Genomic DNA, 25,768 nt, shown 5'->3' on the forward strand with positions numbered 1-25,768 from the left:
CGCCTCAAATCCCCCCCCCCAGCCAAACTCGCCCAAATTCAAAAAAGGCATTCCCTCAAAAAATAGCCCTCACAAAATGCCTTTCTCTCGCAACGCTTAGCATTCTCTTTCATCGCCTCTATTGTGTTTGTCTTTCCTCTTTGCTTTGCTCGCTTTTTATTTTTTCCTCACTCTTGGCTGGTAGGTTTTTTTGATGAGGCTTTTTGCCAAAACTCCAGCGCCCGCCGATATTGAGATGATAATCCATATTATAATTACCTAAAAACGACCTACCAATAGTTGCATAAAATCGCCAATCCTCATTGAATTTGATATTACTCCCCAAAGAAAGACCAAGTTTTTGATTCATTGGCATAGTCATCATAATAGGCTTTGCCAAAGCGATCGGTTCTGTTTGTATGATAGTGCTATCCCCTCCTGTATTCGCTTCATTGATATAAGAAAACCCTACACGGATATCAGCAATAAGCCCTTTGGTAGTCTTGAAATGTTTGCCTAGCACCAACCCCACACGCCAGATCAAAGGAAAATTGGCTTTGAGATTTAGAGCCACATCTTTGGCATTGACCTTTGCACGCCAATCATTCCCGCTCATATAGCCTGTGATGATTTCTGCTTGGGGTTCAAGATAATAGCCTTGCGTATAAGGATGAATGATAACATCACGATACGCTTCTGTAATCAAATTATCAAGCTCATAGCGATAGCCCACTTCCCCTCCCAATAAAATAGCGTGCGTGGCGATGGGATTTTCAGGGAATATAATAGGCGATGAGCGGGTATTTTCACTGCTATGGATACGCTCATTGAGATAGAGATATTTTAGTGAGGTATCCACATACCAACCATTTTCAAACAAATACGTATTATAGACCCCCACGCCTAGATTTCTCCCGCTAGAATCATACCCCGCACCTTTGGAGCTTATCAATGAGGCTTCGGCATCTATCCCAAGATATGTAATACCACTTTTTAAAGAAAACTGGTGGTCATAGCCCGCTTGGAGTGTGGTATAAAAATCTTGATTGTTTTGTTTGTCCGAGCCAAGCCCATTGATGACCCTCGCCCATACCCCCTCTTTGGCTTCAATACTTCGGAGTTCTCCCATTCTGAGATTGAGATTATTTGTAGCGATACGAAATCCCCGATAAAATGTCCCCAAAACGCTTTGAATGCTTTGGACGCTCTCTGTATTGCTAGCAACGAGAAAGCTTTGGAGTTCGTAGGTGGTTTTAGTGGTTTCATCTGTTTTGGTAACCCCAACAACAGGGCTAATAATCCAGATACCATCTTGATAGCTAGCGGGGGTAAATGCCTCGCTAGAATCATCGCCATTCTCGATATTTACCAATGCAATCGGAGCAAACCCCTCAGCTGGTCCATTTTCTAAAAAGACCTGCAAGGCGTTGCTAGCTTCGCTTTTATCAACAAGAACGCTTGGGTTGAGAGATTCCACGTTGAGCTTATCACCCTCCCCCCTACTGGTATCCACGCCCATACGGATGACCCCATATGCCATAGAGAGATGTTCTACTTCTAAGGTGCGGTAATGGGGATTTGCGGTGCGATTACCCCGTAAATCAATCACACTCCCGAGATTACTCGTAGTGTCTTGATGGGATAATACCAATGCTTGGCGTGTGGCATTGGCATTAAAAAGCTCGAGATTTGCTACGTTAGAATCCCCTGTGAGTAGCCAAGAAGCCTGCTTGAAAGGATCATCCTTGCTCCCAAAGGTGTAGGTATTTGGCGTGGTCTTGCTATCGTGAATACTCCCAATCAACGAAACACCCCCATCAAAGCCCTTAATGCTTGCTTTGGCTATCTTATCATCTGCGGTTTGGCTATCAAGCTCGATAATCGCCACAGCGGGGCTTTGATTGGCAAAATCACTAAAATCATAAACTGAATCCTTGTTTTTGTTTTGGATATAGACAGCTGTGCCTGGAGCAAAGCTGGCTTCAATCTTATTTTGCGTGGCTAGCTTGGCAAGATGGGTGAGCCCTTGAGTTGAAAAATTGCCTGTAAGGACAGCGTGCGTGAATGCGATTTCTTTTGGCTTGATAGCTTCTTCAGATAATGGGGTCGAATCTGCCAAATCCGTAGAAAAAAATGTCTCACCCCCAAAGACAAATGTCCCCAAGACACTTGAATCCAACGCATTTTTAATGGTTTCTTGCGTGATGATCCCCGCATTATAAAACGCATAGGTCGAATCCGCTGTGCCTCCTGCTATCGTGCCAGTGAAGCCACTCTCACCCCTAGAAATATCCAATGCGTTTTTTGTGAAGACAAAGGCGATGGTTTTTTTGAAATTATCCCCTTGAAAGCCAATCACCCCATCAGAGGATTTGCCTGCGAGAACGTTTTTCGAATCCGTTGTGAGGGTGTAAAAACTTGCCGGGTCTGTCGGGTCGGTGGCGTTATTAGCAATGAGTTTTTCTCCCTCTAAAGTGGCATTCCCAAAGGTGGCTTCTAAGCCCGAAATATTAGTATCTGTAGAATCGATAATGCCCGTGTTAGCAGATGAAGCGGATTTTGAAAAGATAGAATGCTTTTGCCCCGCTTCACCCAATGCCACATTGGTGCGTTTGATCCCTAATATGCCTTTGAAAGTTGGCTTATCAGGGATAGTGCTATCTTCAAGCCCGATATGGGTCTTGTTTTTTAGTTGGGCTTGAAGAGGGCTGTCATTTTTAAAATCTATCGTGCCAAGATTATCAAAGATAAGTTTCGAGGGCGTTTTTTCATCACTATTAACGATATATTTTTCATCGGTAAGCTTGCCAATAGCACTGCCATCATCATTTTCCTCGCCAAAAATAAGCGTGAGATTAGGAATCACGCCCGATTGGATATTGCCTATTGTGAGGGATTGGCTATCTTTACCCGGTGTGAAATCTAGCACGCCAGAAAGTTTGCCAGCGATCGTGATATTCCCGATACTTTTGCCTTGCGTGTTGGCAAAAAAGAAAGAAGAACCAGCATTTTGATTTGTAATATCCCCCACGCTTGAGGCATTAAATTTCGCATCAAATTTGATTTCTTTTGCTTCTATATTCTTCATCTCTGCCCCATTGAGGCGTAATGTTATATCACCTGCCATAGAAGGTTTCAAATCCCCCATATATGTGCCGGGATTAAAAGTCAATTGAGTGGTCATCTGGCTACTGCTATTGCCAAAACCAGTGAAATTCCCCATATAAGCGTTATCATTAAATACAAGCGTATTAGAACTATTACCAGAAGCCGTGAAATTCTCCATATGAGCATTATCGCTAAATATTAGGGTATTAATGCTACTAACAAAAGCCTTGAAATTCTTCATATAAGCCTTATCGTTAAAAACCACCTCGCTACTGCCATAGCTAGAAACAATACCGCCAATTTCAGAATCGCCAGAAGCCTTGAGTTTCAAATCACTGCCACTAACAATATCCCCTGCATTTCCCGATTCTTCTGTATTTGCTGGAATTTTTGCATTATGCAAAGAGATGTCAAGTCGCTTGCCATAGGCTTCCTGCAATCCCCCATCCGTTCCTACTTTTGCACTGCTGATTTCCCCATTGAGTATGGCATTATCCATATGGAGCGTAAGCGTGGTGGTGTGGGTATCGCTAGCATCACCTTTGAGGGCAATATCGCCATCAAGCGAAGCGCCATTTTTTATATCGATGATAATAGCGGGTGCAAAGCCCTGTTTTCTGGTGTTTTCATCTTCAATCGCTGTGATATTAGCCTGTGCTTTTGCCCCATCATCAAAGATAAGATGAATCGTCCCGCTAGAGGTCTCCACCTCCGCTTTTTCTCCGCTTGTGCCTTTGAGGGCAAAGCCGGCTAGACTATTGCCACTAAAAGTGATGGTTTGAATAATTTGAGGGTTTTTTATATCTCCATCAGCCTGATTAATGATATTCCCCTCAAGCGAAGAATTAATAAAGCTCGCATTGATACTGGCACTACCACTGCCAGAGATGTTAAAATTCCCTTGCATATCCGCCCCATTGCTAAAGACAAACTGCGGGGTTGGGCTGAGGGGATTTTCATCGACAAGAATATTGCCTACAAAAGCATAGCCTTTCAAACTAGAATTACCCTCGCCCCCATAAGCCCCATCAAAATGATAACTCCCCGCTGGTATTGTGGTATGAAACCGCAAATCTTGTTTATTGGTCGAATAAACAGCATTTTTGAAATCAAACCGCACTTCGGTGCGATCACCGGTGATGATGGGATTATTATCGGGTATATTTTCGATGATAGTCTTATGGGCGATAAGTTCGATGGTCCGAGTAGTGTCTTGATTTTTGATGAGTTTAAAAGATAGATGATAATTGCTTCCTTGAGACCCGCTTACATCAACCAAATCCATATCGGGGCTACCTGTAAGTGTGAGCTTGGCACAAGATTTATCACCAGCAAGCGAGCAAGCCCCATCTCCTTTGATAATAGTCTCTGCGTGGTTTGGCAATGCACCCAATGATAGGGTAATAAGGATACATAAGCACCCAAATAAAATCAAGGGGCTTTTGAAAAGATTCATACCCCCCCCCTCGCACATTCATACCCCCCGCACTATAGAGAAGTAGCCTAATTGTTAGGGCGAATCGAGGGTGCTTTGATGGATTCATTATTGATTTTCCTGCGATGATTTTAAAATATTTTAATTTTTATTTGGATTTATTGTTTTTTGGCTCATAATAATATAATTATGCTTTTATTTTACTTTAAAAATAGATTAAAAATGATTTGGATTATTGCTTAGTTTTTTTATCGGGTTTTTTATGCCTATCTATTAGGCTTTAATCCTGACTTCGATTTCTGAAGAATCCAATTCGAGCTTTTGGGCTTTTTGGGCTCTATCGTTGATGAGGCGGGCATAAAGCTCATCGTTTTTGAGGCTAAGGATCTGCAGTGCCATATACGCAGCATTGATCGCCCCAGCCTTGCCGATAGCTAACGTGCCTACGGGCATCCCCGCTGGCATTTGCACAGTCGAAAGCAATGCGTCCAAACCATCTAATGCCCCCCCACTCAAAGGCACACCAATCACAGGTCGGCAAGTCTGTGCAGCAATTGCGCCGGCAAGATGGGCTGCCATCCCTGCTGCAGCGATAAAAACCTGTGCGCCTTTTGCTTGGGCTTCTTGCACATAGGTTTTGGTGCGTTCCGGGCTTCGGTGGGCTGAACTGATGATGACCTCATAGGGGACATCAAACTGCTTGAAAATCTCCACGCATTCGCTTACGATCTTCCAATCACTCTTGCTTCCCATAATAATAGACACAAAATCCATTTTGACTCCTTTAGGTTGTTTTTGTTCGTAAAAAGCTATAAGGGGGGAGTTTGTCGGGGAGTTTTACCGGGTGGGTATTACCGCTGTGGATTTCGCTAAGCTCGGCATTGTTTTTCAAAATAATTTTATTGAGACAAAGATAATGCCTCCCCTCGTAGGTGTAAATCTTGCCAATATCATTAAAAACAGGTTCGATATGGCTAGTAAGCGGGGCGATGATCTCATAGGTTTTGCCAATTTGGGTGGTGTATTTACACAAAAAATACTCCCCGCTTGCATCGACTTCGCCATTGACTTGAAAATCCCCCTCACTGATGGCGGTTTGGTGATTTTGCGTATCGAGCCTCTCAAAAGGTCGCCGTATGATATATCCATCGGTAAAACCCCGATTTTTGAGCGTATGTAGCTCGCTTTGATAGAATGCGGGGCGCTGGTGGTTGTTATAATAATCATCAATTGCCATTCGGTAGGTTCTAGCCGTAAGCCCCGCATAATAGGTGGATTTGGTGCGCCCCTCGATTTTGAGTGCATCGATAACACCAGAATCAAGGATTTCAGCGATATGGCTAGCGAGATTGAGATCTTTGGCATTAAAAATATGTGTCCCCACGCCCTCTTCTTCCTCAAGCCTCATCATCACGCCGTTATCGGGATTTTTGACATAATATTCATAATCAAATCGGCAATCATTCGCACAACTCCCCCGATTTGGCACTCTGCCGTTTTGGAGAGCAGAGATAAGACACCGCCCCGAAAAAGCAAAGCACATACTGCCGTGGATAAAAATCTCTAATTCAAGATCGGGCAAATGTTTTTTGATCTCACTCGCATCGCTAAGGCTGAGCTCTCTAGCTGCTACGATCCGTTTGACCCCCATTTCATAAAATACCTCCGCATCCAAGACATTCAACACATTCGCTTGGGTGGAAAGGTGGATAGGGATATGCGGGGCGATTTTTTTGCTAAGCTTTACCACACCGGGCGTGGCGATGATAAACGCATCGGGATTGAGGGCTGCCATCTTTGTGATGTGTTCTTCTAGGAGTTTTAGTTGGGAGTTAAACGGAAAACCATTGATCGTAACAAAGACCTTTTTACCGAGCGAATGGGCGTAGTCAATGCCCTCTTTGAAAGTCTCTAGGTCAAATTCCTTGCTGGCACGATTCCTCAAAGAAAAATGACTCACACCGCCATAAACAGCGTCAGCACCATAATTCAAGGCGATTTTTAGCTTGGTGAGATTGCCCGCAGGGGAGAGAAGCTCGACTTTTTTATCAGACTTTTTTGGCATTACTTTTTGCCAAATGAGGCGATCAAGCTTTCGATATCATCTTCACTTGCGGTGTCTTCTTTTTCATCTCCAGCGATATAAACGGCTGAACTCACCCGCTTGGAGTCATCAATCTTGCCCTCAAAAAGCGAATTCATATACTGGGCGAGCGCACGCATTACATTGATGACACGTTCAATTTTTTGACGATGGATGTCTTGAAACTGCATAATATCCATCGCTTGCATTGAAGCATCCATACAATCATTGGCATCATCATTGACGGATTTGATGATTTTCAAAATCTCTTGGGTTTCTTCTAAGGAAGTTTTGAAAGACTGCACGTGAGGGAATTTTTGTGATAATTTTTCAAAAGTCTCGCAATGCTTTTGCAAATACTGGTTGATGGATTTGATGGATTTGGTAATTTTTTCAGCACTCACGCCAATAAGATCAAGCTGGTCAAAAATCTGGGTAGCCTTGACTTCAGAATCTTTTGTAACATCATCGAGCTGATGGACAACCTTGTGATCGTTTGTAGGTGGGGGTGGGGGCCATTTTTTATTGGCTTCGACTTTGTAATTATTAGGATCAACAAAACCCGCATTCAATTGGTCTTCATCTTCTTCTTGGGCTACTTCTTTGGGTTCGGAGACGTCTTTAGAAATCGCTTCATCAGTCGTTTCATTAGGCGACGCTTCTCCTTCTAAGCCCGAATCTCCCGACATTATCAGGGCGTCTAATTCTTCTTGAGTCATCATTTCTCCTTGAAATTAACTTTATGATTATAAATTTTTTTTCGTATATTTTAGATTAAATCTAAGCTTTTGATACCAAAACCCCTTCGATAATCTCATCAATATCCCCATCAAGTATCGCTTCGACATTGCTGTAAGCAATCGCACTTCGAGCGTCTTTTACCTGCTGGTAAGGGGCAAGCACGTAGCTTCGGATCTGATGTCCCCAACCGATTTCGCTTTTTTCTTCGCTCGCATTCGTGGCATTTTGTTTGGCAAGCTCAAGTTCATAGAGCTTGGACTTTAGCATTTTTAAGGCGGTGGCTTTGTTTTTGTGCTGGCTTCTGTCATTTTGGCATTGCACGACAATGCCAGTTGGTAAGTGCGTGATACGGATAGCTGATTCGGTTTTATTGACGTGCTGTCCCCCTGCCCCACTGGCTCGGTAAGTATCAATTCGCAAGTCTTTTTCTTCAATGACAATATCAATATCGTCATCAAGCTCGGGACTAACCTGCACGCTTGCAAAGCTCGTGTGGCGCTTGGCATTGGCATCAAATGGCGAAATCCGCACAAGGCGATGGACGCCATTTTCGCTCTTCATATACCCATAGGCATTTTCCCCCTTGATGAGGAAAGCAACGCCCTTGATCCCGGCTTCTTCGCCGTCTTGATAATCCAAAATCTCGGTTTTAAATCCCCGACGCTCTGCCCATCTTAGATACATCCGATACAAGATACTTCCCCAATCTTGGCTCTCTGTCCCGCCCGCTCCGGGCTGGATCGTTACGATGGCATTTGCCCCATCATTCTCCCCGCTTAACATCACTGCGATTTCGACTTTTTTTATGCTTGATTCTAAGCTTGGGGCTTCAAGAAATAGCAACTCTAACGTGCTGGTGTCTGTATCCGAACTCGCAAGGGCAAAAAGCTCGCACGCATCATCAATAGAAGATTTTGCCTGGTGGTAGGTTTGTAACATCCGTTCAATTTTTGATTTTTCTTTGCTGGTCTCACCGGCTTTTTTGGCGTCATTCCAAAATTCAGGATCTTGCTGGATTTCTACGATGTTTTTTAGTTTTTCTTCCAAATCAGCGGGCTTGATGATTTTGGCGATATTTTCGCATTTGTTTTGAAGCTCTTTGAGTAATTCGCCGTATTCGTATGCATCCATTCTTGACCTTTGGCTATTTTTCTAATGTTTTGGTTTGTTTGAATTATACAAAAATATTGAGATGATATATTGTTAAAAATTAGATAAGCTTATTTTTAAATTTAAATAACACTAAAGGAGTATTTTATGAATAATTATTTTAAAAAGCTACATTCAAAGGAGTCTTTTTTTATTTTAGGTAATTGTTGGGATGCACTTTCAGCCAGAGTTTATGAACAAGCCGGATACAAAGCTTTGGGAACATCAAGCTGGGCTTTATCATCAATAAATGGCGTGAAAGATGGAGAAAATATTGATTTTGAAATCGTTTTAGATAATGCAAAAACCCTATTAAAACATATAAAAATTCCGTTATCTGTTGATATGGAAAAAGGATATTCAAATAACCCAAACACGATTGTTGAGAACGTTATCAAGCTAGCAAATTCTGGTTGTTCGGGAATAAACATAGAAGATTCAGACAAACAAGGTATGTTGCTCCCCAAAGAAACATTTGCAAAAACAATACAAAAGATAAAAAACGCATTATTATCAAAAGGTTTTGATGATTTTGTTATCAATGCAAGAACAGATACGTATTTGAGCTCTTTTTGCAACGACAAACTCAACGAAACTATCATTAGATCAAAAATCTATCAAGAAAGTGGGGCAGATTGTTTGTTCGTTCCAGGATTAAGCGATTTGCAAGAAATTCGCCACATTTCAAATAACATAACGTTGCCACTCAATGTTCTTAATTTGCCTAACATCGCTAAAGTAGCAGAGCTTCAAGAAGCAGGTGTCAATCGCTTTAGCCTTGGTAACTCAGTCTTTGATGATATGGTGGCTTATTTGGAAAAGACCATTAGATTAACGCTTGATAGCGGTGAATATTCAAAACATTACAAACACGATATTTTAAAACTAGGGAGTTGATAGCCATCCCAACAAATGTGTATCATTAAAAATCAAAATCCAAAAACGAGAAAAACCAATGCTTTTAAAAATAAAAAAATCTTATGAAATTTCTGAAAATCTCATCACACCCCTAGAGGTTTATCACCATCGCAGAAAATTCCTCAAAACAATCGGTGTTTTGGGGATTGGGAGCGTGCTAGGGTTGCCGTTGCTTGAAGCGGTAGAAAACACGCCTGCCGCCAATGTAGTTATCAATCAAAATACCTACCCCTACCAAAAAAATCCAAACTACTCCCAACAACCCCTCACGCCCTATGCAAAAGCGAGTAGCTATAATAATTTTTATGAATTTGGTATGCAAAAAGAAGATCCTTATCATCGAGGAAAGCTTCTCCAGACAAGCCCGTGGAGTGTCGTTATCGATGGGGAAGTGCAACATCCTATAAAAATATCGCTAGAAGATATTTTGAAAAAAATGTCCCTGCAAGAGAGGATTTATCACTTCCGTTGCGTAGAAGCCTGGAGTATGAATATCCCTTGGCTAGGATTTGAGCTTAAGGATTTGATCGCTTTAAGCAAGCCAAAGGGAAATGCGAAATTTGTGTTATTTGAAACGATCAAGCAAGACACAATGCCTGCGGTGAAAAACCCTTCTTTAGCAGGTTATATCCGCTTCCCTTATCACGAGGGATTGCGCCTTGATGAGGCAAACCACCCGCTCACAATGCTTGCTGTGGGTATGTATGGCAAAGCCTTACCCAATCAAAATGGCGCACCGCTTCGGCTTGTCGTGCCTTGGAAATATGGGTTTAAAAACATCAAATCCATCGTGCGTATCACATTGGTAGAAAAAATGCCCGTTTCCACGTGGATGGGCTTGGATAGCTCTGAATATGGATTTTATGCCAATGTCAATCCCAATGTCGCCCATCCAAGATGGTCGCAGGCAAATGAACGCTTTATCGGCGAGGGATTTAGTTTTGAACGCGTCCCTACAAAGATGTTTAATGGCTATGCAGAGGCAGTTAGCGCGCTGTATGCTGGGATGGATTTGAAGACAAATTATTGATTCTAATCAGACATATTGAGCAAAATATCCATACATTACCACGCTTTTGCGACGTTTTTTAAGCTTATTGCGATAGAATAAATCGCTAATGCAAAATGAAAATCAAACGAAAGGTCGAGAATGTATGTAAATAATGTCATCGAAAAAATCAAAGCAAAACATCCTGGTCAAAAAGAATTTCAACAAGCTGTTGAAGAAGTCCTCACTTCGCTTGCCCCAGCGATTCAAAAAGATAAAAAATATCAAGAAAATGCTATTTTAGAACGCTTGGTCGTCCCTGATAGGCAGATCCATTTTCGTGTTACTTGGGTTGATGATTCTGGGTGCGTGCAAGTCAATCAAGGTTATCGCATTGAGTTTAATTCTGCGATTGGTCCGTATAAAGGTGGGTTGAGATTCCATCCAAGTGTGAATGAAAGTATCATCAAGTTTTTGGGCTTTGAGCAGATATTCAAAAACTCTTTGACAACTTTGGCGATGGGAGGAGGAAAAGGCGGGAGCGATTTTGATCCCAAAGGCAAAAGTGATGGCGAAGTGATGCGATTTTGCCAAGCGTTTATGAATGAGCTTTACCGCCATATCGGCGCACATACCGATGTTCCTGCGGGCGATATTGGTGTAGGTGGGCGAGAGATTGGCTATATGTTTGGTCAATACAGGAAACTCACCAATCGATTTGATGGTGTGCTAACAGGGAAAGGTCTAAGCTGGGGAGGCAGTCTCGTGCGACCTGAGGCTACGGGATACGGCTGTGTTTATTTTGCAGAAGAAATGCTCAAAGAGCGAGGAGAGAGCCTTTCTGGAAAGGTCTGCACCATTTCTGGAAGCGGGAATGTCGCCATCTATACTGCCGAAAAGCTTTATCATTTGGGTGCGAAGCCTGTGAGCGTGAGTGATTCCAAAGGGATGATTTATGATGAAGCCGGCATTGATGTGGCGTTGCTAAAAGAACTCAAAGAAATCAAAAGAGTGAGTTTGGAAGAATATGCCAAAGCCAAACCAAGTGCCAAATACACAAAAGCGAGCGATTACAAACCCGGAACGAATGGCGTTTGGAGTATCCCGTGTTTTGCAGCATTCCCGAGTGCGACAGAAAACGAACTGGGTCTTGATGATGCCAAAACATTGTTGCAAAATGGTTGTAAATGCGTGGCTGAGGGAGCAAATATGCCATCGACACTCCAAGCAATGGATTTGTTTTTGAAAGCAAAGATTTGCTATGGACCTGCCAAAGCTGCTAATGCCGGGGGTGTGGCAGTGAGTGGGCTTGAAATGGCACAAAATGCCAGTATGCGCTCTTGGGATTTTGAGATGGTGGATAAAACACTCCATAACATTATGGAGAGCATTTTTGCCAATGCCTCTGAAACGGCTAAAGAGTTTGGCGATCCGACAAATCTTGTTTTGGGTGCGAATATCGCAGGCTTTAGAAAAGTTGCCAATGCGATGATTGATCAAGGCGTTTTATAGGTTTGTCTTTTCCCCAAATAAACATTGGGGAAAAATTATTTATCAATATCTGCAATATTAATCTTACATTTTTGTATTTTCTGATATTCTTTCACCGATACTTAACATAACAAAATAAAAAGTCTTAATAAAACAAAAGGAGAAAATATTGGCACTTCCAAAGTGGGAGGATAGCTACAGCGTTGATAACGAGATGATTGATACCCAACACAAAAAGCTTTTTGAGCTTGCTCAAAAGTCTTATTTGATGGTGAATCATTCTGTAACTAAAGAAGAAATCAAAGCGGTGCTGAAAGAATTTTTTGAATATATGCGTGAGCATTTTAATGACGAAGAAGAATATATGAAATCCATCGGTTATCCCGATTTGGAAGCCCATAAAAAACTTCATCGCCAGATTATCTTGAGCTTTTCTGAATCTATCCAGGTCATTCACTCTGCTAATGATCTCAAAGAAAAAATTGGTATCATCGCCAAAGAATGGCTCTTGCAACATATCCTTAAAGAAGATATGAAGATCCAGCGCTATTGCAAAGAGAGGATTTTTCTTGAAAATCAAACGGGCTCGAATCAATACGATTATGTCTGTTCTTGTCCGGGCAAGATCCATCACGTCCCTCTTGAAATCCACCAAAAAATCCAGAAACAAAATGCAAGATTTATTTGTCGGGTTTGCAAACAAGCCATTTGCTTAAAAACCTAGCGTTTTGCCTAAAAAATCATAAATCTTTGCATAGTGAATTGTTTTAATCAATAAAATAATATAATAACCATTCATATCATTAACAAGAGGATGGCATCGTGCTGGATTGGCAATTTATGATAAACGCAATACCTGCATATACCAAAGGTTTATACCTAACGCTTAGTATTTCGTTTTTTGGGATTGTTTTGTCTATTTTTATCGGGCTTTTCGTCGCTTTGATTTTATTTTATCGCATACCATTTTTGAAAAATATTGCGAATTTTTATGTCGAACTATCACGAAATACACCCTTGCTTATCCAATTATTTTTTCTTTATTATGGCTTGAGTCAAATCGGGATTGTTTTGAGTGCCTACCATTGTGCTGTTATTGGCGTGGCTTTTTTGGGAGGTGGTTATATGGCAGAGAGTTTTCGCTTGGGACTTGGCGCTGTCAGTAAAGTCCAAATCGAAGCAGGGCTGAGCTTAGGGCTCAATCGCTTGCAAATGATTTATTATGTGATTTTTCCCCAAAGTTTGAGCGTCTCAATGCCCTCTATCGGTGCAAATGCGATTTTTTTGCTAAAAGAAACTTCCGTTGTGAGTGCGATTGCGTTGGCTGATGTGATGTTTGTAACAAAAGATTTGATGGGGACATATTACAAAACGACAGAAGCCTTGATAATGCTTGTAATAGCGTATTTGATTGTTTTGCTCCCGATGTCAGCTTTATTTGTCGCCCTTGAACACCACTACAAAAAGAGATTGTAATGGAGGGCGGATTTATCTTTGAACTTGCGAATTTGAAGCGTTTGTTTGCGGGTGTTTCGATTACGCTTTATATTTCAGTGGTTTCGATTTTCTTTTCGATTTTTGGGGGATTACTGATGGGATTAGCGATGGCTTTTGGACCTGCTTGGGTTGGGTTTATCTGCCGTTTTTATTTGGAGAGTATCCGTATCATCCCGATTTTGGCGTGGCTATTTATTGTTTATTTTGGTTTTTCTACCCTTTTTAGTCTGCATATCCGTGGGGAAATCGCTAGCATTATCGTTTTTAGCCTCTGGGGTGTGGCTGAAATGGGAGATTTGACACGAGGGGCATTGACCTCTATCCCCAAACACCAACACCAAAGTGCCAAAGCATTGGGCTTGAATGATTTTTTAATCGCTGTTTTTGTCATTTTCCCTCAAGCCATCGCACGCCTGCTCCCTGCAAGTATCAATCTTTTTACAAGAATCATCAAAACCACTTCGTTAGTCGCCCTCATTGGCGTTATTGATTTGCTAAAAGTCGGGCAACAAATCATTGAAGTCAATATCCTCAAAGTCCCGGATGCGAGCTTTTGGGTGTATGGGGCGATATTTGCGATTTATTTTTTTCTTTGCTACCCGCTTTCTGTCTTGAGTGCGAAGCTCGAGTCAAAATACCACTATTGAAAGAGGTTTTATGGAAACACTTTTGGAGGTAAAAAATCTCAAAAAATTTTATGACAAAAGCCACATCGTTTTGAATGGGATTAATTTCAAAATCCAAAAAAGCGAAGTTGTGGTTATTCTTGGTCCAAGCGGGTGCGGGAAAAGCACCTTTTTGCGCTGTCTCAATGGGCTTGAAGATATTCAAGAGGGGGAGATTTTTTTTGGTGGCAAGATGGTTGATCATTCCAAATCAAATTGGAATTTGATCCGTCAAAAAATCGGGATGGTTTTCCAAAGCTATGATTTATTTCCCCATATGAATGTGATGGAAAATATCTTGCTAGGGCCTCTAAAGGTCCAAAAACGCTCCAAAGCAGAAGCCAGTAAGCAAGCGCTTGAGTTGCTCCGTCGTGTCGGGCTTGCAAGCAAGCAAAATGCCTACCCCAAAGAGCTTAGTGGCGGGCAGAAACAACGTGTAGCCATCGTGCGTGCCTTGTGTATGAACCCCGAAATAATGCTATTTGATGAAGTAACCGCGTCTTTGGACCCTGAAATGGTGAAAGAAGTTTTGGAGGTTATTTTGGAGCTTGCAAAAGAGGGGATGAGTATGATTATCGTGACACACGAAATGAAGTTTGCCAGAGCGGTAGCAGATAGAATCGTTTTTTTTGACAATGGCGTTGTGATCGAAGAAAACACGCCTGAAAAGTTCTTTCACTCCCCAAAATCAGAGCGGGCAAAAAAATTCCTGGATATTTTTGATTTTTTGGGTGGTTTTTAAAATTTTTGTGCTAAGGTGTGATTCCAATTTTATTACAAGGAAAAATAATGAAAATTTCTAAAGCGTTTTCTGTATTTGCATTGATTTTGGCTACAGGACTACTCATCAGTGCGTGTTCGACCTCTGATCAAAAAGACAAAGATTCCATCGCAAGCATCAAACAAAGAGATGTGCTTCGAGTGGGTGTCTTTAGCGACAAGCCCCCTTTTGGATTTGTCAATGCGCAAGGGCAATATGAGGGTTTTGATGTCTATATTTCCAAAAGATTAGCAAAAGATTTACTTGGCGATGAAACAAAAATCGAATTTATCCCTGTAGAAGCTGCTGCTAGGGTGGAATTTCTCAAATCAGGCAAGGTCGATGTGATTATGGCAAATTTCACCAAAACCAAAGAGCGTGAAGAAGTAGTTGATTTTGCCACCCCTTATATGAAAGTCTCCCTTGGTGTGATTTCAAAAAATGGCGAGATCAAAAATATCGATGAACTCAAAGACAAGCCATTGATCGTAAATAAAGGCACGACAGCGGATTTTTATTTTTCTAAAAACTATCCTGATATAGAGCTCCTCAAATACGATCAAAATACCGAAGCGTTTTTGGCTTTGAAAAATGGTCGTTCCGATGCTTTAGCACACGATAATACACTTCTTTTTGCTTGGGCAAAAGAAAATCCGGGCTTTGTGGTCGCCATCCCCACACTTGGAGATGAAGAAGTCATCGCACCGGCTGTAAAAAAAGGCGACAAAGAACTTTTAGATTGGCTCAATCAAGAAATCACAACCCTAACAAAAGAAGGCTTTATGAAACAAGCCTATGAGGCGACACTTGCCCCTATTTATGGCACAGATGTCAATCCTGATTCGGTAATTTTTCAATAATATAATTATTGCTCGATATTCCCCATCGCTTCGCTTTGTGCGTTAGCGATGAGCGGATCGATGATCATATCGAGATTTCCTGTCAGCATAATCTCCTCCAAACTATAGAGCGTAAGGCTGATACGATGGTCAGTGAGTCTATTTTGCGGGTAATTATACGTTCGGATTCTCTCGCTACGATCCCCGCTACCTACTTGAGATTTCCTCGCTTCAGAATGTTGCATTTTTTGTTCTTCTAGCTGGGCTTCATAAATTCTGGCTTTGAGAATCTTCATCGCTTTGTCTTTATTTTTGTGTTGGGATTTTTCATCTTGCATTGAGACGCTAATACCTGTGGGGATATGCGTGATACGCACAGCAGAATCGGTGGTATTCACACATTGCCCCCCGTGCCCTCCCGCTCGAAAAACCTCGACTTTGAGATCGCTTGGGTTGATGGTGATTTCAACATCATCAACCTCAGGCATAATCGCCACGGTGATAGCTGAAGTATGGATTCGCCCTTGGGATTCTGTCTCTGGGACTCTTTGAACCCTATGCGTGCCAGCTTCATACTTGAGTCTGGAATAAGCCCCGCCACCTTTGATAAGCGCAATGATTTCTTTGTAGCCTCCAAAGTTATTTTCACTCGAACTAATAATTTCTACTTTCCATTTTTTGGTATCGGCATAACGGCAGTAAGCCCGAAAAAGATCACCCACAAAAATGCCCGCCTCATCGCCACCCGTCCCAGCACGCAACTCCAAATAAATATTTTTATTATCATTGGGATCTTTGGGAATCAGGAGCGTTTTTATTTGGGATTCCAAAGCGTTTTTTTCTGATTCGAGGTTTTTGAGTTCTTCTTTGGCAAGCTCGCTGAGTTCTTTGTCTTCAAGCAATAGTTTGTTTTCTTTGATCGACTCAAGTGTGGCGATGTATTCTTTTGCACTTTGAGCGATAGGCTCGATATCGCTTTGCTCTTTGCTTAACGCAGTGAGTTTTTTGATATCAGAAACTACCTGCGTGTCGATAAGCAGAGAGGAAATTTCATCATAACGTTGGATGATTGGGGTGAGTTTTTCAACAAGCATAAATATTCTTGAGTGTGGGAATTTTAGAGGATCTTACAAACAAAACCGCTTGCAAAATCTCTTTAAAATCCCAATAGCAAAAGCCCGCTTGAGGCTTAGGCTACTTTGAGAGCGATTTTCTTTACAGAAGCGTTCAATCGAGAAACCCTTCTGGAAGCGGTATTTTTCTTGATGATACCCTTGCTGACAAATTTATGCAACTCTTTGTTAGCAATCTTTAAGCTTTCTTGGGCTTTGGGAACATCATTAGCATTGACCGCTTCTCTGACGGCTTTGATGATGTTCTTGATTCGCGTGCGATAATACCTATTTCTCTCGGTTCTTTTTTCAGTCTGTCGGATTCTTTTTTCTGCAGATTTATGATTCGCCATTGCCTTGGTTAATCCTTTTATAATTTGTTTTAAGGCAAAATTATGCCTAAAAATTATTTAAACAGAGTTTAAAATTTGGAGATACAAGACAATGAAGATTTTTGGAACTGATGGTGTGAGGGGCAAGGCAGGCGTGGATATCACGCCAATGCTTGTGATGAAATTAGGCGCAGCAGCCGGGCTGTATTTTCGCAAGCATTCTATTACCAATAAGATTTTAGTCGGCAAAGACACCAGAAAAAGTGGCTATATGATAGAAAATGCTCTGGTAAGTGCGCTGACTTCGGTGGGCTATGATGTGATTCAAGTCGGGCCGATGCCCACCCCTGCGATTTCGTTTTTGACTGAAGATATGCGTTGTGATGCGGGGATTATGATTAGTGCGAGCCACAACCCTTATGAAGACAATGGTATCAAGTTTTTTGATCGCTTTGGTTACAAATTAGGCGAAAATGCTGAAACCCAGATCGAAAAAATATTTTTTGATGACGCATTCATTGCCCGCAGTTACAAATCCGGAGCCGAAATCGGGAGTTCGAAGCGAATCGATGATGTCGTGGGGCGCTACATCGTGCATTTGAAAAATTCTTTTCCAAAAGATTTGAATCTCCAAGGTATCCGTGTCGTTATCGATACGGCTAATGGTGCGGGCTATAAAGTCGCCCCAACGATTTTTCAGGAATTAGGGGCGGATGTGGTTATCATCAATGATGAACCCAATGGCTACAATATCAACGCCCAATGCGGGGCAATACACCCTTTGAAGCTCAGCGATGAAGTGAGGCGTTATCGGGCTGATATTGGCTTTGCTCTTGATGGGGATGCTGACAGGCTGGTCGTCGTCGATAACAAAGGCAATGTCGTCGATGGGGACAAGCTCATTGGTGCGCTTGGGATTTATCAAAAATCTCTAGGCAAGCTTGAAAATAACAAGGTTGTTGCGACCTTGATGAGCAATCTAGCTTTAGAAGAGCATTTTAGGCAACACCACATCAATCTGATTCGCTGCAATGTAGGCGATAAATACGTGTGTGATACAATGCAAAAAAACAACGTGAATTTTGGTGGCGAACAAAGCGGGCATATTATTTTTGGGGATTATGCAAAAACGGGCGATGGCTTAGTCAGCGCACTCCAAGTGATGGCACTGATGATAAAAAGCAAAAAGAAAAGCGCAGAAATCCTCAATCCCTTTGAACTCTACCCGCAAAAACTCATCAACCTCGCCATCGAAGACAAAAAGCCTCTGGAATCTTTGAATGGCTATCAAAAACGCCTCGAAGACATCCAAAATGCCGGCATTAGGCATTTGATTCGTTATTCTGGCACGGAAAACAAACTCCGCATTCTGCTTGAAGGCAGGGATAAGGTGTTGCTTGAAGCGATGATGAAAGATTTATGTGCATTTTTGAGGGAAAAACTTTGCTAAATACAGGGTCGCTAGATGCGGGATTGAAAAAATCTTTTTGGCTTTTTGGTGCGGGGTTTGTTTTGGTTTTTTGTCTGGATCAATGGATAAAATACCTCATACTTACAGGGTTTCGCTATCAAAGCGAGATGCTTTCGATTATTCTTGTTTATAATCGTGGCGTGGCTTTTTCGATGCTAAGTTTTTTGGGCGATTTTCTGAAATATTTGCAGATTTTTTTGGTTATATTGATGTGGTTTTTGCTCGTGCGTCAAAGAGAATTTTTTGTGCGCAATGACTATGCCTTTGGGATGATATTTGGCGGGGGATGTTCGAATATTTTGGATCGATTTATCCACGGGGGGGTCGTGGATTATGTTTATTGGCATTATGGTTTTGAATTTGCGGTGTTTAACTTTGCTGATGTGATGATTGATGTGGGTGTGGGCATTTTGATTTTAAAAATGCTTTTAAGTAAAACCAAATAATCCTTGTTGTATAATTGCGGTTTTTAAATTCTTGAGATTTTTGGTCGCGTAGCTCAGTTGGTAGAGCACTACCTTGACATGGTAGTGGTCGTTGGTTCGAGTCCAATCGTGGCCACCATTGAACCTTTCTTTTACTATCTTTTTATTACTTAATTGTTACTTTTTAGAACCTTGTTAGATTTGTTATTATGATGTTTTGGGCGATTTTTGTAAAAATAATTTACGCATATTGCGTATTGATACATTTTATAACAATGGCAGTCTTGAAAAAGCGGTTAAAATCGGCTACTTTTTTGATAAATTTTGTGATGTCTTATTTTGGTAACCACTTGAGATGATTATTCCTATCAAAAAGTTTTTCAATTTCGCTATCCTAACAAAAGAAAAATCATCACCATATTTGCCCGGAACATTCCTGCACGAGTTAAGCCATTTCATAATGGCTATTATTTTTGGTGGCAAGCCTAGAATGCCAGCCATATTGCCAAGAAGATTGGATGATGGGAGAATTGAATTGGGTAGGGTGATAGTAAGAAACCAACGATGGTGGAATGCTTTTCCTATATCATTTGCCCCGTTATTGTTGTTGGGTGTTGGCTTTTTATTGCAGGGTTATTATTTTTATTTTTTTGAAGCCAATTTTGTTTATACGCTTTTATACCTCTATTTAGTTGTTACAATACTTGAATCTGCGATTCCCTCTACTCAAGATATGAAAAATGCCATATCGAGCAAAATTGGCATTTTGGTATGGGTGTTTTTGTTATTGGGTGGTGGCTATTTTTATTATTGTTTTTCGTAGTATGTCGATTATGTCAGGTTAGGCTTTTGTGAATTGCTAACCTTAAGTGATTCATAACTGATTTGTGTTATAATGAAAAAGAATTAGAAAGGAATAGTTTGCAATGGGCAAGAAATCAAAACTTGAAAACTTAATTAAAGATATAAAAGTAATTGATTTGTTCTGTGGTGTTGGTGGACTCACACATGGAATGATTCAAGAAGGTTTTAATGTTGTGGCGGGTTTTGATATTGATTCTTCTTGTAAATTTGCTTATGAAGTCAATAACAACTCAAAATTTTATGATAAGGATGTGGGATTAATAGACAGAGAAGAAATTAATAATATTTTTGGTAATACTGCCACTAAGATACTGGTTGGTTGTGCCCCTTGTCAGCCCTTTTCAAAATACACACTAAAGCAAAAAAAGATGATAAATGGGGACTCTTGTATAAGTTTGCAAATATTATCAAACACTCTTCTCCAGATATAGTTTCAATGGAGAATGTTCCTCAGTTGAAGAAACATAAGGTTTTTGAAGACTTTGTCACTATGTTGAGAGATAATGATTATCACGTGTCATTCTCTAATGTGTTTTGTCCTGATTATGGGATACCTCAAAAAAGAACAAGACTTGTTTTGCTAGCTTCAAAACTTGGTTGGATTGAATTGATAAAGCCTACTCACAATAAGACAAATTATATGAATGTTTATTCAACTATAGGTCATTTGCCAGAAATTCCAGATGGAGTGGCTTTGATTCACGATCCTTTACATTTTTCAAGAAAGTTGTCCGAAGCAAATAAAAAGCGTATCAAGCAAAGTAAGCAGGGTGGAACTTGGCAAAGTTGGAGTGATGATTTGTTGCTTGATTGCCACAAAAAAGAAACAGGCAAAAGTTACACAAGCGTCTATGGAAGAATGAGTTGGGATGAGCCTGCCCCAACGATGACTACTCAATGCATAGGATTAGGCAATGGGAGATTTGGTCATCCTGAGCAAGACAGAGCGATCACTTTGCGAGAAGCAACTCTTTTCCAAACATTCCCTGAAAACTATCAATTCATAGAGAATTTTAAGAAACCCATTAAAATAGGCGAGATTGCACGTCAAATTGGTAATGCTGTCCCTGTAAAACTAGGATCGGTAGTTGGAAAAAGTATTAAAAATCATCTGAGAGAGGTATTTAAATGAAAACTCCTTTATATACTATGCAAATTAGTTTAAACGTTTTGCAACATTTAGGGATTGGGCTGTATAGTAGCATTCCTGCTGTTTTGTCTGAAATCGTGGCTAATGCTTGGGATGCCGATGCAACCAAGGTTCAAATAAATATTGATAAAGAAAATAAACAAATTGAGATTATTGATGATGGGCATGGTATGAATGTTGAGGATATTAATAATAAATATTTAAATGTGGGATATGCCAGAAGAGAAGATGGAAGAAATTTATCAGATATTTTTCATCGTAGGGTTATGGGCAGAAAGGGGATTAATAGCTGAGACAATAGAAATTTACTCAAAGACGACAGAGGATTGTGAAGTTAATGGCTTGAGAATGGTTACAACTGATATCAAAAAAGCTATAGAATCAAGTGGTGGAGACTACCACCCTGATTCAATTAGTCTCCCACAAGAACTAAGTTCAAAAATTCAATCTTGTGGAACTCTGATTGTATTAAAGGGACTTCATAAAGATTTAAGTCGAACATTTTCTTCGTTAAGGAAAAGATTAGCAAGGCGTTTTTCGATTATCGGATCAGAGTATAATTTTTCTGTCAAAATTAATGATGAGTCTATATCAGTCCAAGATAGGGACTATTTTAATTCTTTGGAATTTATTTGGGAGTTTGGGAAAGAAAATACAAAATACTCCGATGTAATAACTCCTGCTACCAAAAAATTCTCTCTTGACAATCTGATAACGATTGGAGAAGAAAAATATTTTATAAAGGGGTGGATTGGGTCGGTTAAAGAATCTGGGAAGCTTCAAGATGGCGAGGATAACCTAAACAAGATTTCTATCATTGTAAGGGGAAAATTAGCTCAAGAAGACATTCTTGAGGAATTTAGGGAGGGTGGCTTATATACAAAATTCTTAATTGGTGAAATTGAAGCAGATTTTTTAGATGATGATGCATTGAGTGATATTTCGACTTCAAGTCGTCAAAAACTTAGAGAAGATGACGAGCGCTATATGAAGTTGAAAGATCTAGTTCACAGGGCATTAAAAACCATTCAAAAAGATCGCGCAGAATTAAAAGAAGCCAAAGGAAAAGAAGAAGCCTTAAAAATAGACCCGATAAAACGCTGGTATAATCAATTAAAAAATGATTCAAAAAGAAGGGCAGAAAAGCTTTTTGGTAAAATAAGTTAAATTGAAACAAACATAGAGCATAGAAATACACTATACAAGCATGCTGTTTTGGCTTTTGAGAATATGCAGTTTAAAGATACTATAGATTCTTTTGAACAGATTACACCAGAAAATTTTGATAAATTTTTATCAACTTTTGGTGATTATAAGGATATTGAATCGACATTTTATTATGAGATCACAGCTGGTAGAATAAAGATTATTGAGGCACTTAAAGACAGGGTTAAGAATAATGAATTAGAAAGAATGTTGCAAGAGCATATTTTTGAAAATCTTTGGCTACTTGACCCATCTTGGGAAAGAGCTACAGAGCCCATATCTTTTGAGCAGACGGTAAAAATTGAATTTGACAAAATAGAAGAGGGTGAAAAACCTGATGTAAGAAAAGGAAGAATGGATTTAAAATATAGAAAAACAAGTGGAAAACATGTGATTATTGAACTCAAGCGTGCTAGTGTAAAAGTGAAAATAGCTGAAATCATAGATCAGGTTGGTTTTTATATTAAGGCCGTAAAGAAACAATTATCTCTTGAAGGAAAAGGCTATGAGCCAGTTGAAGCTATTTGTATTGTAGGTGTTATGCCTGCAGAATGGGATAATCTGGAAACAAGAGAAGAAGACATAAGAATATTGGAAATCAAAAAAATACGTGTAATGACATATCAACAACTAATCAATCAAGCCTATAGTCTCTATAGCGACTATTTGAATCGCCAGACAGACAAAGGAAAATTATTGCAATTGCTTCAAGAAATTGAAAATTTAAGATAAATCTACCACTAAAAGGAAGTTGACATTCATATCAAGCTCAATCCAAATATTCAGTTCCAATTTCAATCTGAATCCACCTAAAATTCTATTAAATACATTTGAAACATAAATTGACTATATTTGTTGTCAAAAATTACTTGAAATGGGTTTCAAAGGTTGAAGATTGTCGGAGCACGTTTTTGATACAAAACGATTACAAAATGGATACGTTTGTTGCCAATTTGTTATCAAAAATTGCTTCAAATATACCCCAAAAGCTCTCAATTGTTATCTCTTCTTTAGTGGCATCATTTTATAGGTTTGTAGGAATAAATAGACTATCGAAAAAGGAGGGGGAATTTCACCCCCGTTTGAACCTAAAAGTAATTTTCACACCAAATAATTTCAATTTGATGTATAATTCTCTTAGGTTTTTGTTATGCTGTTTCATAACAAACCCTTTTAGGTTAGTCTTGCCGGTTATTGTGAGTAACCGGCACTCTTATTATATCATTCCTACAAACTCCAAAATCCACTCTATTTCTCTGTTGCACTTTAACTAAACTTTTGTTAATATAACAGAAATTTAAATAAAGGAGTTTCCTATGGGAATGTTTGATAGTTTCTGGGGCGGATGGTGGATGAATGAACTTACCCGACCTAATGATGATTATAAGTGGATGAATATTGAGAATGCAGGAATGCCTGATCCGATTGCTAGTATGTCTCTTGATGATTATGTTGCAATGAAAAAAGAAGCAGAATATGCTTATGAGGAAGGCTACAAACGAGGGGTAAAATTAGCCGATGAGGAAGGATAGCGGAGATTAAACGAGGCGTTGAATAAGCAAACAATTGGATGGTTAAGAGAGGGGAAAGGCATTAACACTGCTAAAGAGCTTGGTTTTAGTTCTACAACAGAACTAGCCGATGCAATGGAAAAAGGTGGTTTTCAGGCTTATAATGATGGGGATACCAGAAAGGTTAGGCGACTTTAATGCTCTTTGTCTCTTGATAAGAATCTAGTCAATAACTAGGTATATGGTTTTAAGCCTACCGGTATTTCGTATCTAGCATATATTCAATGTATATTAGTTGCGTTTTACCAATTTAGAATCTTCAAACTCCAAATAATAATTTTTTAACTCAACTCTCTTTAAATAATCCTTTTATATGATTGATTCATCTGGTATAAAAGGATGGCAAATGGAGATAGATACTTTAAATAATCAGGAAAAAAGCTTCTTAGATGAGGGTATTTCTAGCGATAAATTTACAGAATCACTTTTAAAATATTATAAAAACTCCCTAGAAATTGATGTAGTAGATAGATTTGAGATTGATGAAGATTATAAATTTTCCATGAGAAAAGAAGCTGAAAATAAAGAAATTGAACAAATCGAAAAAGAAATTAAACATATTATTGAAGACAATAATGATAAAGCCAACACAAATAGTACCCCTTATTTTTGTTGCAATTTAACAGATGAAAAAGCGTGTAAGGCTATTTTTAAGATTTGCAAAGAGTTTTCTATGGATAAAAAAGATCGTTTCCAACTTGAATATTGGAGATAGTTTTCTAAGGTTTTCATTATTTTCTACTCGATTCGGGTTAAAGCCCGAATCTGAAGACCACTCCGCAAGATGTGAAATCTTGCTTCGCTCCTAAAGTTATTAGGTTATTCTGAAGCTTCGCCAAGCTCGCTTCATCATCAACCTGTTTTCTAAGGTCTTCATTTTAAACCACTTTCAAACCAAGCAATCTACGCCATTTAATCCTGTGTTGCATTGGGGGCGTGCAGTGGGTTTCTGACCCACCCACCCGATGTTGCAAGAGGGCGGGTAGCTTGCTAAGTAGAACCCGCCCCCTGCATAATAAAAAAATAAAAAGGTGGAAGACCAAAAACATTATGTTTTATTTGATTCAGTTTTTTAAACTGAATCTGAGGACCACTCACGGGAGTAATTTAAGGTTTGGGCGTATTGCTATGCTCCTTTTGTCGCATATCGCAATCGCCGTGCGGAGCTAGTGAAGCCAAGCAGTTGGCTTTGGCTTAACGCCTCTCCTATATTTTTATACTTTTTGTCAATACTTATGTTATAATCTTTCATCTGGATTGTGATGGATTCAGATGTTTAAGTCTCAAAAAAGAAAACAACCTGCTGGTTAAATTAACCCGATACGATTTGTGTCGGGTTTTTTTTTGGTTGATTTTCCATTCTTTAACGTTTGAATATCGGGATAGGCGGCGGGATTTTAACCAGCAGGAGTCCGCAATGGAAGCCCTTAGCATTCTTATTGCGGTTATTGGGATAGCTGTTGCTATCTTTCGGGAGGAGATTCGGGAATTTTTCCGCCTCTCTAAATAATAACCGCCGTTTTTTGTTTTCTTTTCCCCGCCTTGCCTCATCAACAGGGCGGGGTTTTTCTCCCTACTTCTTCCCCCTCCCCCCTTCCTATCTTATTATTATCCTACTTCCCATCTCTAACTTCATATACAATCGTATAGGCATTGGGGTTATGATAGATTTGTCTAGATAATCCATCAGCAAAGGGTTTGGTTTTGATTAAATCATCAGCACTCTTAAATGGCCCAATAAGGTATCTTGTTTTAATCGCTCCTGCTAAGTCTCGATACTGGTAAGCCCGATAGGTATAGTTCTTTAAGATATTACTGATAGCTTGTTCTTGGGTTTTATTATTAACCGATAAATCCGCAATCAAGAAATAATAGCCTGCTTCAGGCTCACAACCTTGGCAATGGGTTTTATTGTTGGTTTTAAGAATAAGGACTTGTTTATTCTTTAAGAGTTTTCTTTGTTCAGGCGTGAGGTTTTTCTCAA

24 protein-coding genes, 1 tRNA gene and 1 pseudogene are annotated in these 25,768 nt (G+C 39.9%); 18 read left to right on the plus strand and 8 right to left on the minus strand.

All coding sequences use genetic code 11. The features are described 5' to 3' along the window. Positions 1-118 precede the first annotated feature (118 nt). From BJI48_RS04455 to prfB, 5 genes are all read right to left on the minus strand, one after another. The gene (locus tag BJI48_RS04455) at positions 119-4,543 is read right to left on the minus strand and encodes an autotransporter outer membrane beta-barrel domain-containing protein (protein WP_180763045.1); all 4,425 of its coding nucleotides are present in this window, start codon (positions 4,541-4,543) and stop codon (positions 119-121) included. Positions 4,544-4,795: 252 nt separating this feature from the next. Further along, positions 4,796-5,296, minus strand: coding sequence for a 5-(carboxyamino)imidazole ribonucleotide mutase (gene purE, locus BJI48_RS04460; protein WP_095332334.1), 501 nt, complete (start codon positions 5,294-5,296; stop codon positions 4,796-4,798). Between the two features lie 10 nt (positions 5,297-5,306). Next, complete coding sequence (locus BJI48_RS04465) at positions 5,307-6,587, minus strand: peptidase U32 family protein (RefSeq protein ID WP_095332336.1); 1,281 nt, start codon at positions 6,585-6,587, stop codon at positions 5,307-5,309. Further along, on the minus strand, positions 6,587-7,324 hold the full coding sequence (locus BJI48_RS04470) for a chemotaxis protein (protein WP_095332338.1): 738 nt from the start codon (positions 7,322-7,324) through the stop codon (positions 6,587-6,589). Before BJI48_RS04470 ends, BJI48_RS04465 begins: the two co-directional genes overlap by 1 nt. Before the next feature lie 61 nt (positions 7,325-7,385). Continuing rightward, positions 7,386-8,477, minus strand: coding sequence for a peptide chain release factor 2 (gene prfB, locus BJI48_RS04475; RefSeq protein WP_095332340.1), 1,092 nt, complete (start codon positions 8,475-8,477; stop codon positions 7,386-7,388). Between the two features lie 126 nt (positions 8,478-8,603). Between prfB and BJI48_RS04480 the strand changes: the two genes are divergently transcribed. The 8 genes from BJI48_RS04480 to BJI48_RS04515 all read left to right on the plus strand — a co-directional run bounded on the left by BJI48_RS04480 (position 8,604) and on the right by BJI48_RS04515 (position 15,674). Next, a complete protein-coding gene (locus BJI48_RS04480; RefSeq protein WP_095332342.1) occupies positions 8,604-9,392 on the plus strand; it encodes an isocitrate lyase/phosphoenolpyruvate mutase family protein in 789 nt (262 codons plus the stop codon). 58 nt (positions 9,393-9,450) lie between these two features. Then, entirely contained in the window at positions 9,451-10,443 is a 993-nt protein-coding gene (gene msrP / locus BJI48_RS04485; RefSeq protein WP_095332344.1) for a protein-methionine-sulfoxide reductase catalytic subunit MsrP, read from the plus strand. 120 nt (positions 10,444-10,563) lie between these two features. Then, entirely contained in the window at positions 10,564-11,913 is a 1,350-nt protein-coding gene (gene gdhA / locus BJI48_RS04490; RefSeq protein ID WP_095332346.1) for an NADP-specific glutamate dehydrogenase, read from the plus strand. A gap of 148 nt (positions 11,914-12,061) precedes the next feature. Beyond that, entirely contained in the window at positions 12,062-12,616 is a 555-nt protein-coding gene (locus BJI48_RS04495; protein WP_257874390.1) for a hemerythrin family protein, read from the plus strand. Between the two features lie 116 nt (positions 12,617-12,732). Further along, complete coding sequence (locus tag BJI48_RS04500; RefSeq protein WP_180763046.1) at positions 12,733-13,368, plus strand: amino acid ABC transporter permease; 636 nt, start codon at positions 12,733-12,735, stop codon at positions 13,366-13,368. Beyond that, on the plus strand, positions 13,368-14,036 hold the full coding sequence (locus tag BJI48_RS04505; protein WP_095332350.1) for an amino acid ABC transporter permease: 669 nt from the start codon (positions 13,368-13,370) through the stop codon (positions 14,034-14,036). The genes BJI48_RS04500 and BJI48_RS04505 overlap by 1 nt, the downstream gene beginning before the upstream one ends. Positions 14,037-14,046: 10 nt before the next feature. Continuing rightward, positions 14,047-14,796, plus strand: a complete 750-nt coding sequence (locus BJI48_RS04510; protein WP_095332352.1) for an amino acid ABC transporter ATP-binding protein — start codon at positions 14,047-14,049, stop codon at positions 14,794-14,796. A 47-nt stretch (positions 14,797-14,843) separates the two neighbouring features. Then, on the plus strand, positions 14,844-15,674 hold the full coding sequence (locus tag BJI48_RS04515; RefSeq protein WP_095332354.1) for a cysteine ABC transporter substrate-binding protein: 831 nt from the start codon (positions 14,844-14,846) through the stop codon (positions 15,672-15,674). A gap of 5 nt (positions 15,675-15,679) precedes the next feature. Here the strand turns inward: BJI48_RS04515 and prfA are convergent, their stop codons facing one another. Next, on the minus strand, positions 15,680-16,753 hold the full coding sequence (prfA, locus tag BJI48_RS04520) for a peptide chain release factor 1 (RefSeq protein ID WP_180763048.1): 1,074 nt from the start codon (positions 16,751-16,753) through the stop codon (positions 15,680-15,682). A gap of 89 nt (positions 16,754-16,842) precedes the next feature. Beyond that, positions 16,843-17,118, minus strand: a complete 276-nt coding sequence (gene rpsT, locus BJI48_RS04525; RefSeq protein ID WP_095332360.1) for a 30S ribosomal protein S20 — start codon at positions 17,116-17,118, stop codon at positions 16,843-16,845. Between the two features lie 91 nt (positions 17,119-17,209). On the opposite strand from rpsT, the gene glmM reads away from it, so the two are divergent. From glmM to BJI48_RS04575, 10 genes and pseudogenes are all read left to right on the plus strand, one after another. Beyond that, on the plus strand, positions 17,210-18,547 hold the full coding sequence (gene glmM, locus BJI48_RS04530) for a phosphoglucosamine mutase (protein WP_095332363.1): 1,338 nt from the start codon (positions 17,210-17,212) through the stop codon (positions 18,545-18,547). Between the two features lie 23 nt (positions 18,548-18,570). Further along, a complete protein-coding gene (gene lspA, locus BJI48_RS04535; protein WP_257874393.1) occupies positions 18,571-19,014 on the plus strand; it encodes a signal peptidase II in 444 nt (147 codons plus the stop codon). A gap of 42 nt (positions 19,015-19,056) precedes the next feature. Continuing rightward, positions 19,057-19,132 (plus strand) — tRNA-Val (locus tag BJI48_RS04540). Positions 19,133-19,453: 321 nt separating this feature from the next. Continuing rightward, entirely contained in the window at positions 19,454-19,816 is a 363-nt protein-coding gene (locus BJI48_RS04545; RefSeq protein ID WP_095332368.1) for a hypothetical protein, read from the plus strand. Between the two features lie 190 nt (positions 19,817-20,006). Next, positions 20,007-20,989 (plus strand): annotated as a pseudogene (gene dcm, locus BJI48_RS04550) (DNA (cytosine-5-)-methyltransferase). Then, positions 20,986-21,300, plus strand: a complete 315-nt coding sequence (locus tag BJI48_RS04555) for an ATP-binding protein (protein ID WP_095332371.1) — start codon at positions 20,986-20,988, stop codon at positions 21,298-21,300. Before dcm ends, BJI48_RS04555 begins: the two are co-directional and overlap by 4 nt. After that, entirely contained in the window at positions 21,236-22,174 is a 939-nt protein-coding gene (locus tag BJI48_RS04560) for a hypothetical protein (protein WP_143428770.1), read from the plus strand. Before BJI48_RS04555 ends, BJI48_RS04560 begins: the two co-directional genes overlap by 65 nt. Before the next feature lie 48 nt (positions 22,175-22,222). Then, positions 22,223-22,945 carry a hypothetical protein gene (locus tag BJI48_RS04565; RefSeq protein ID WP_143428771.1) on the plus strand — a complete coding sequence of 241 codons (723 nt, stop codon included), beginning with the start codon at positions 22,223-22,225 and terminating at the stop codon, positions 22,943-22,945. 584 nt (positions 22,946-23,529) lie between these two features. Next, positions 23,530-23,745: a hypothetical protein gene (locus BJI48_RS04570; protein ID WP_095332380.1), complete on the plus strand. Its 216-nt coding sequence runs from the start codon at positions 23,530-23,532 to the stop codon at positions 23,743-23,745. Positions 23,746-24,130: 385 nt separating this feature from the next. Then, a complete protein-coding gene (locus BJI48_RS04575; protein WP_095332382.1) occupies positions 24,131-24,499 on the plus strand; it encodes a hypothetical protein in 369 nt (122 codons plus the stop codon). An 898-nt stretch (positions 24,500-25,397) separates the two neighbouring features. On the opposite strand, the gene BJI48_RS09415 is transcribed toward BJI48_RS04575, so the two are convergent. Further along, positions 25,398-25,768: hypothetical protein (locus BJI48_RS09415; RefSeq protein ID WP_180763047.1), on the minus strand; the 371-nt coding region annotated here is incomplete at its 5' end.

The organism is Helicobacter sp. 11S02596-1, from assembly GCF_002272825.1.
Classification (GTDB): Bacteria; Campylobacterota; Campylobacteria; order Campylobacterales; family Helicobacteraceae; genus Helicobacter_J.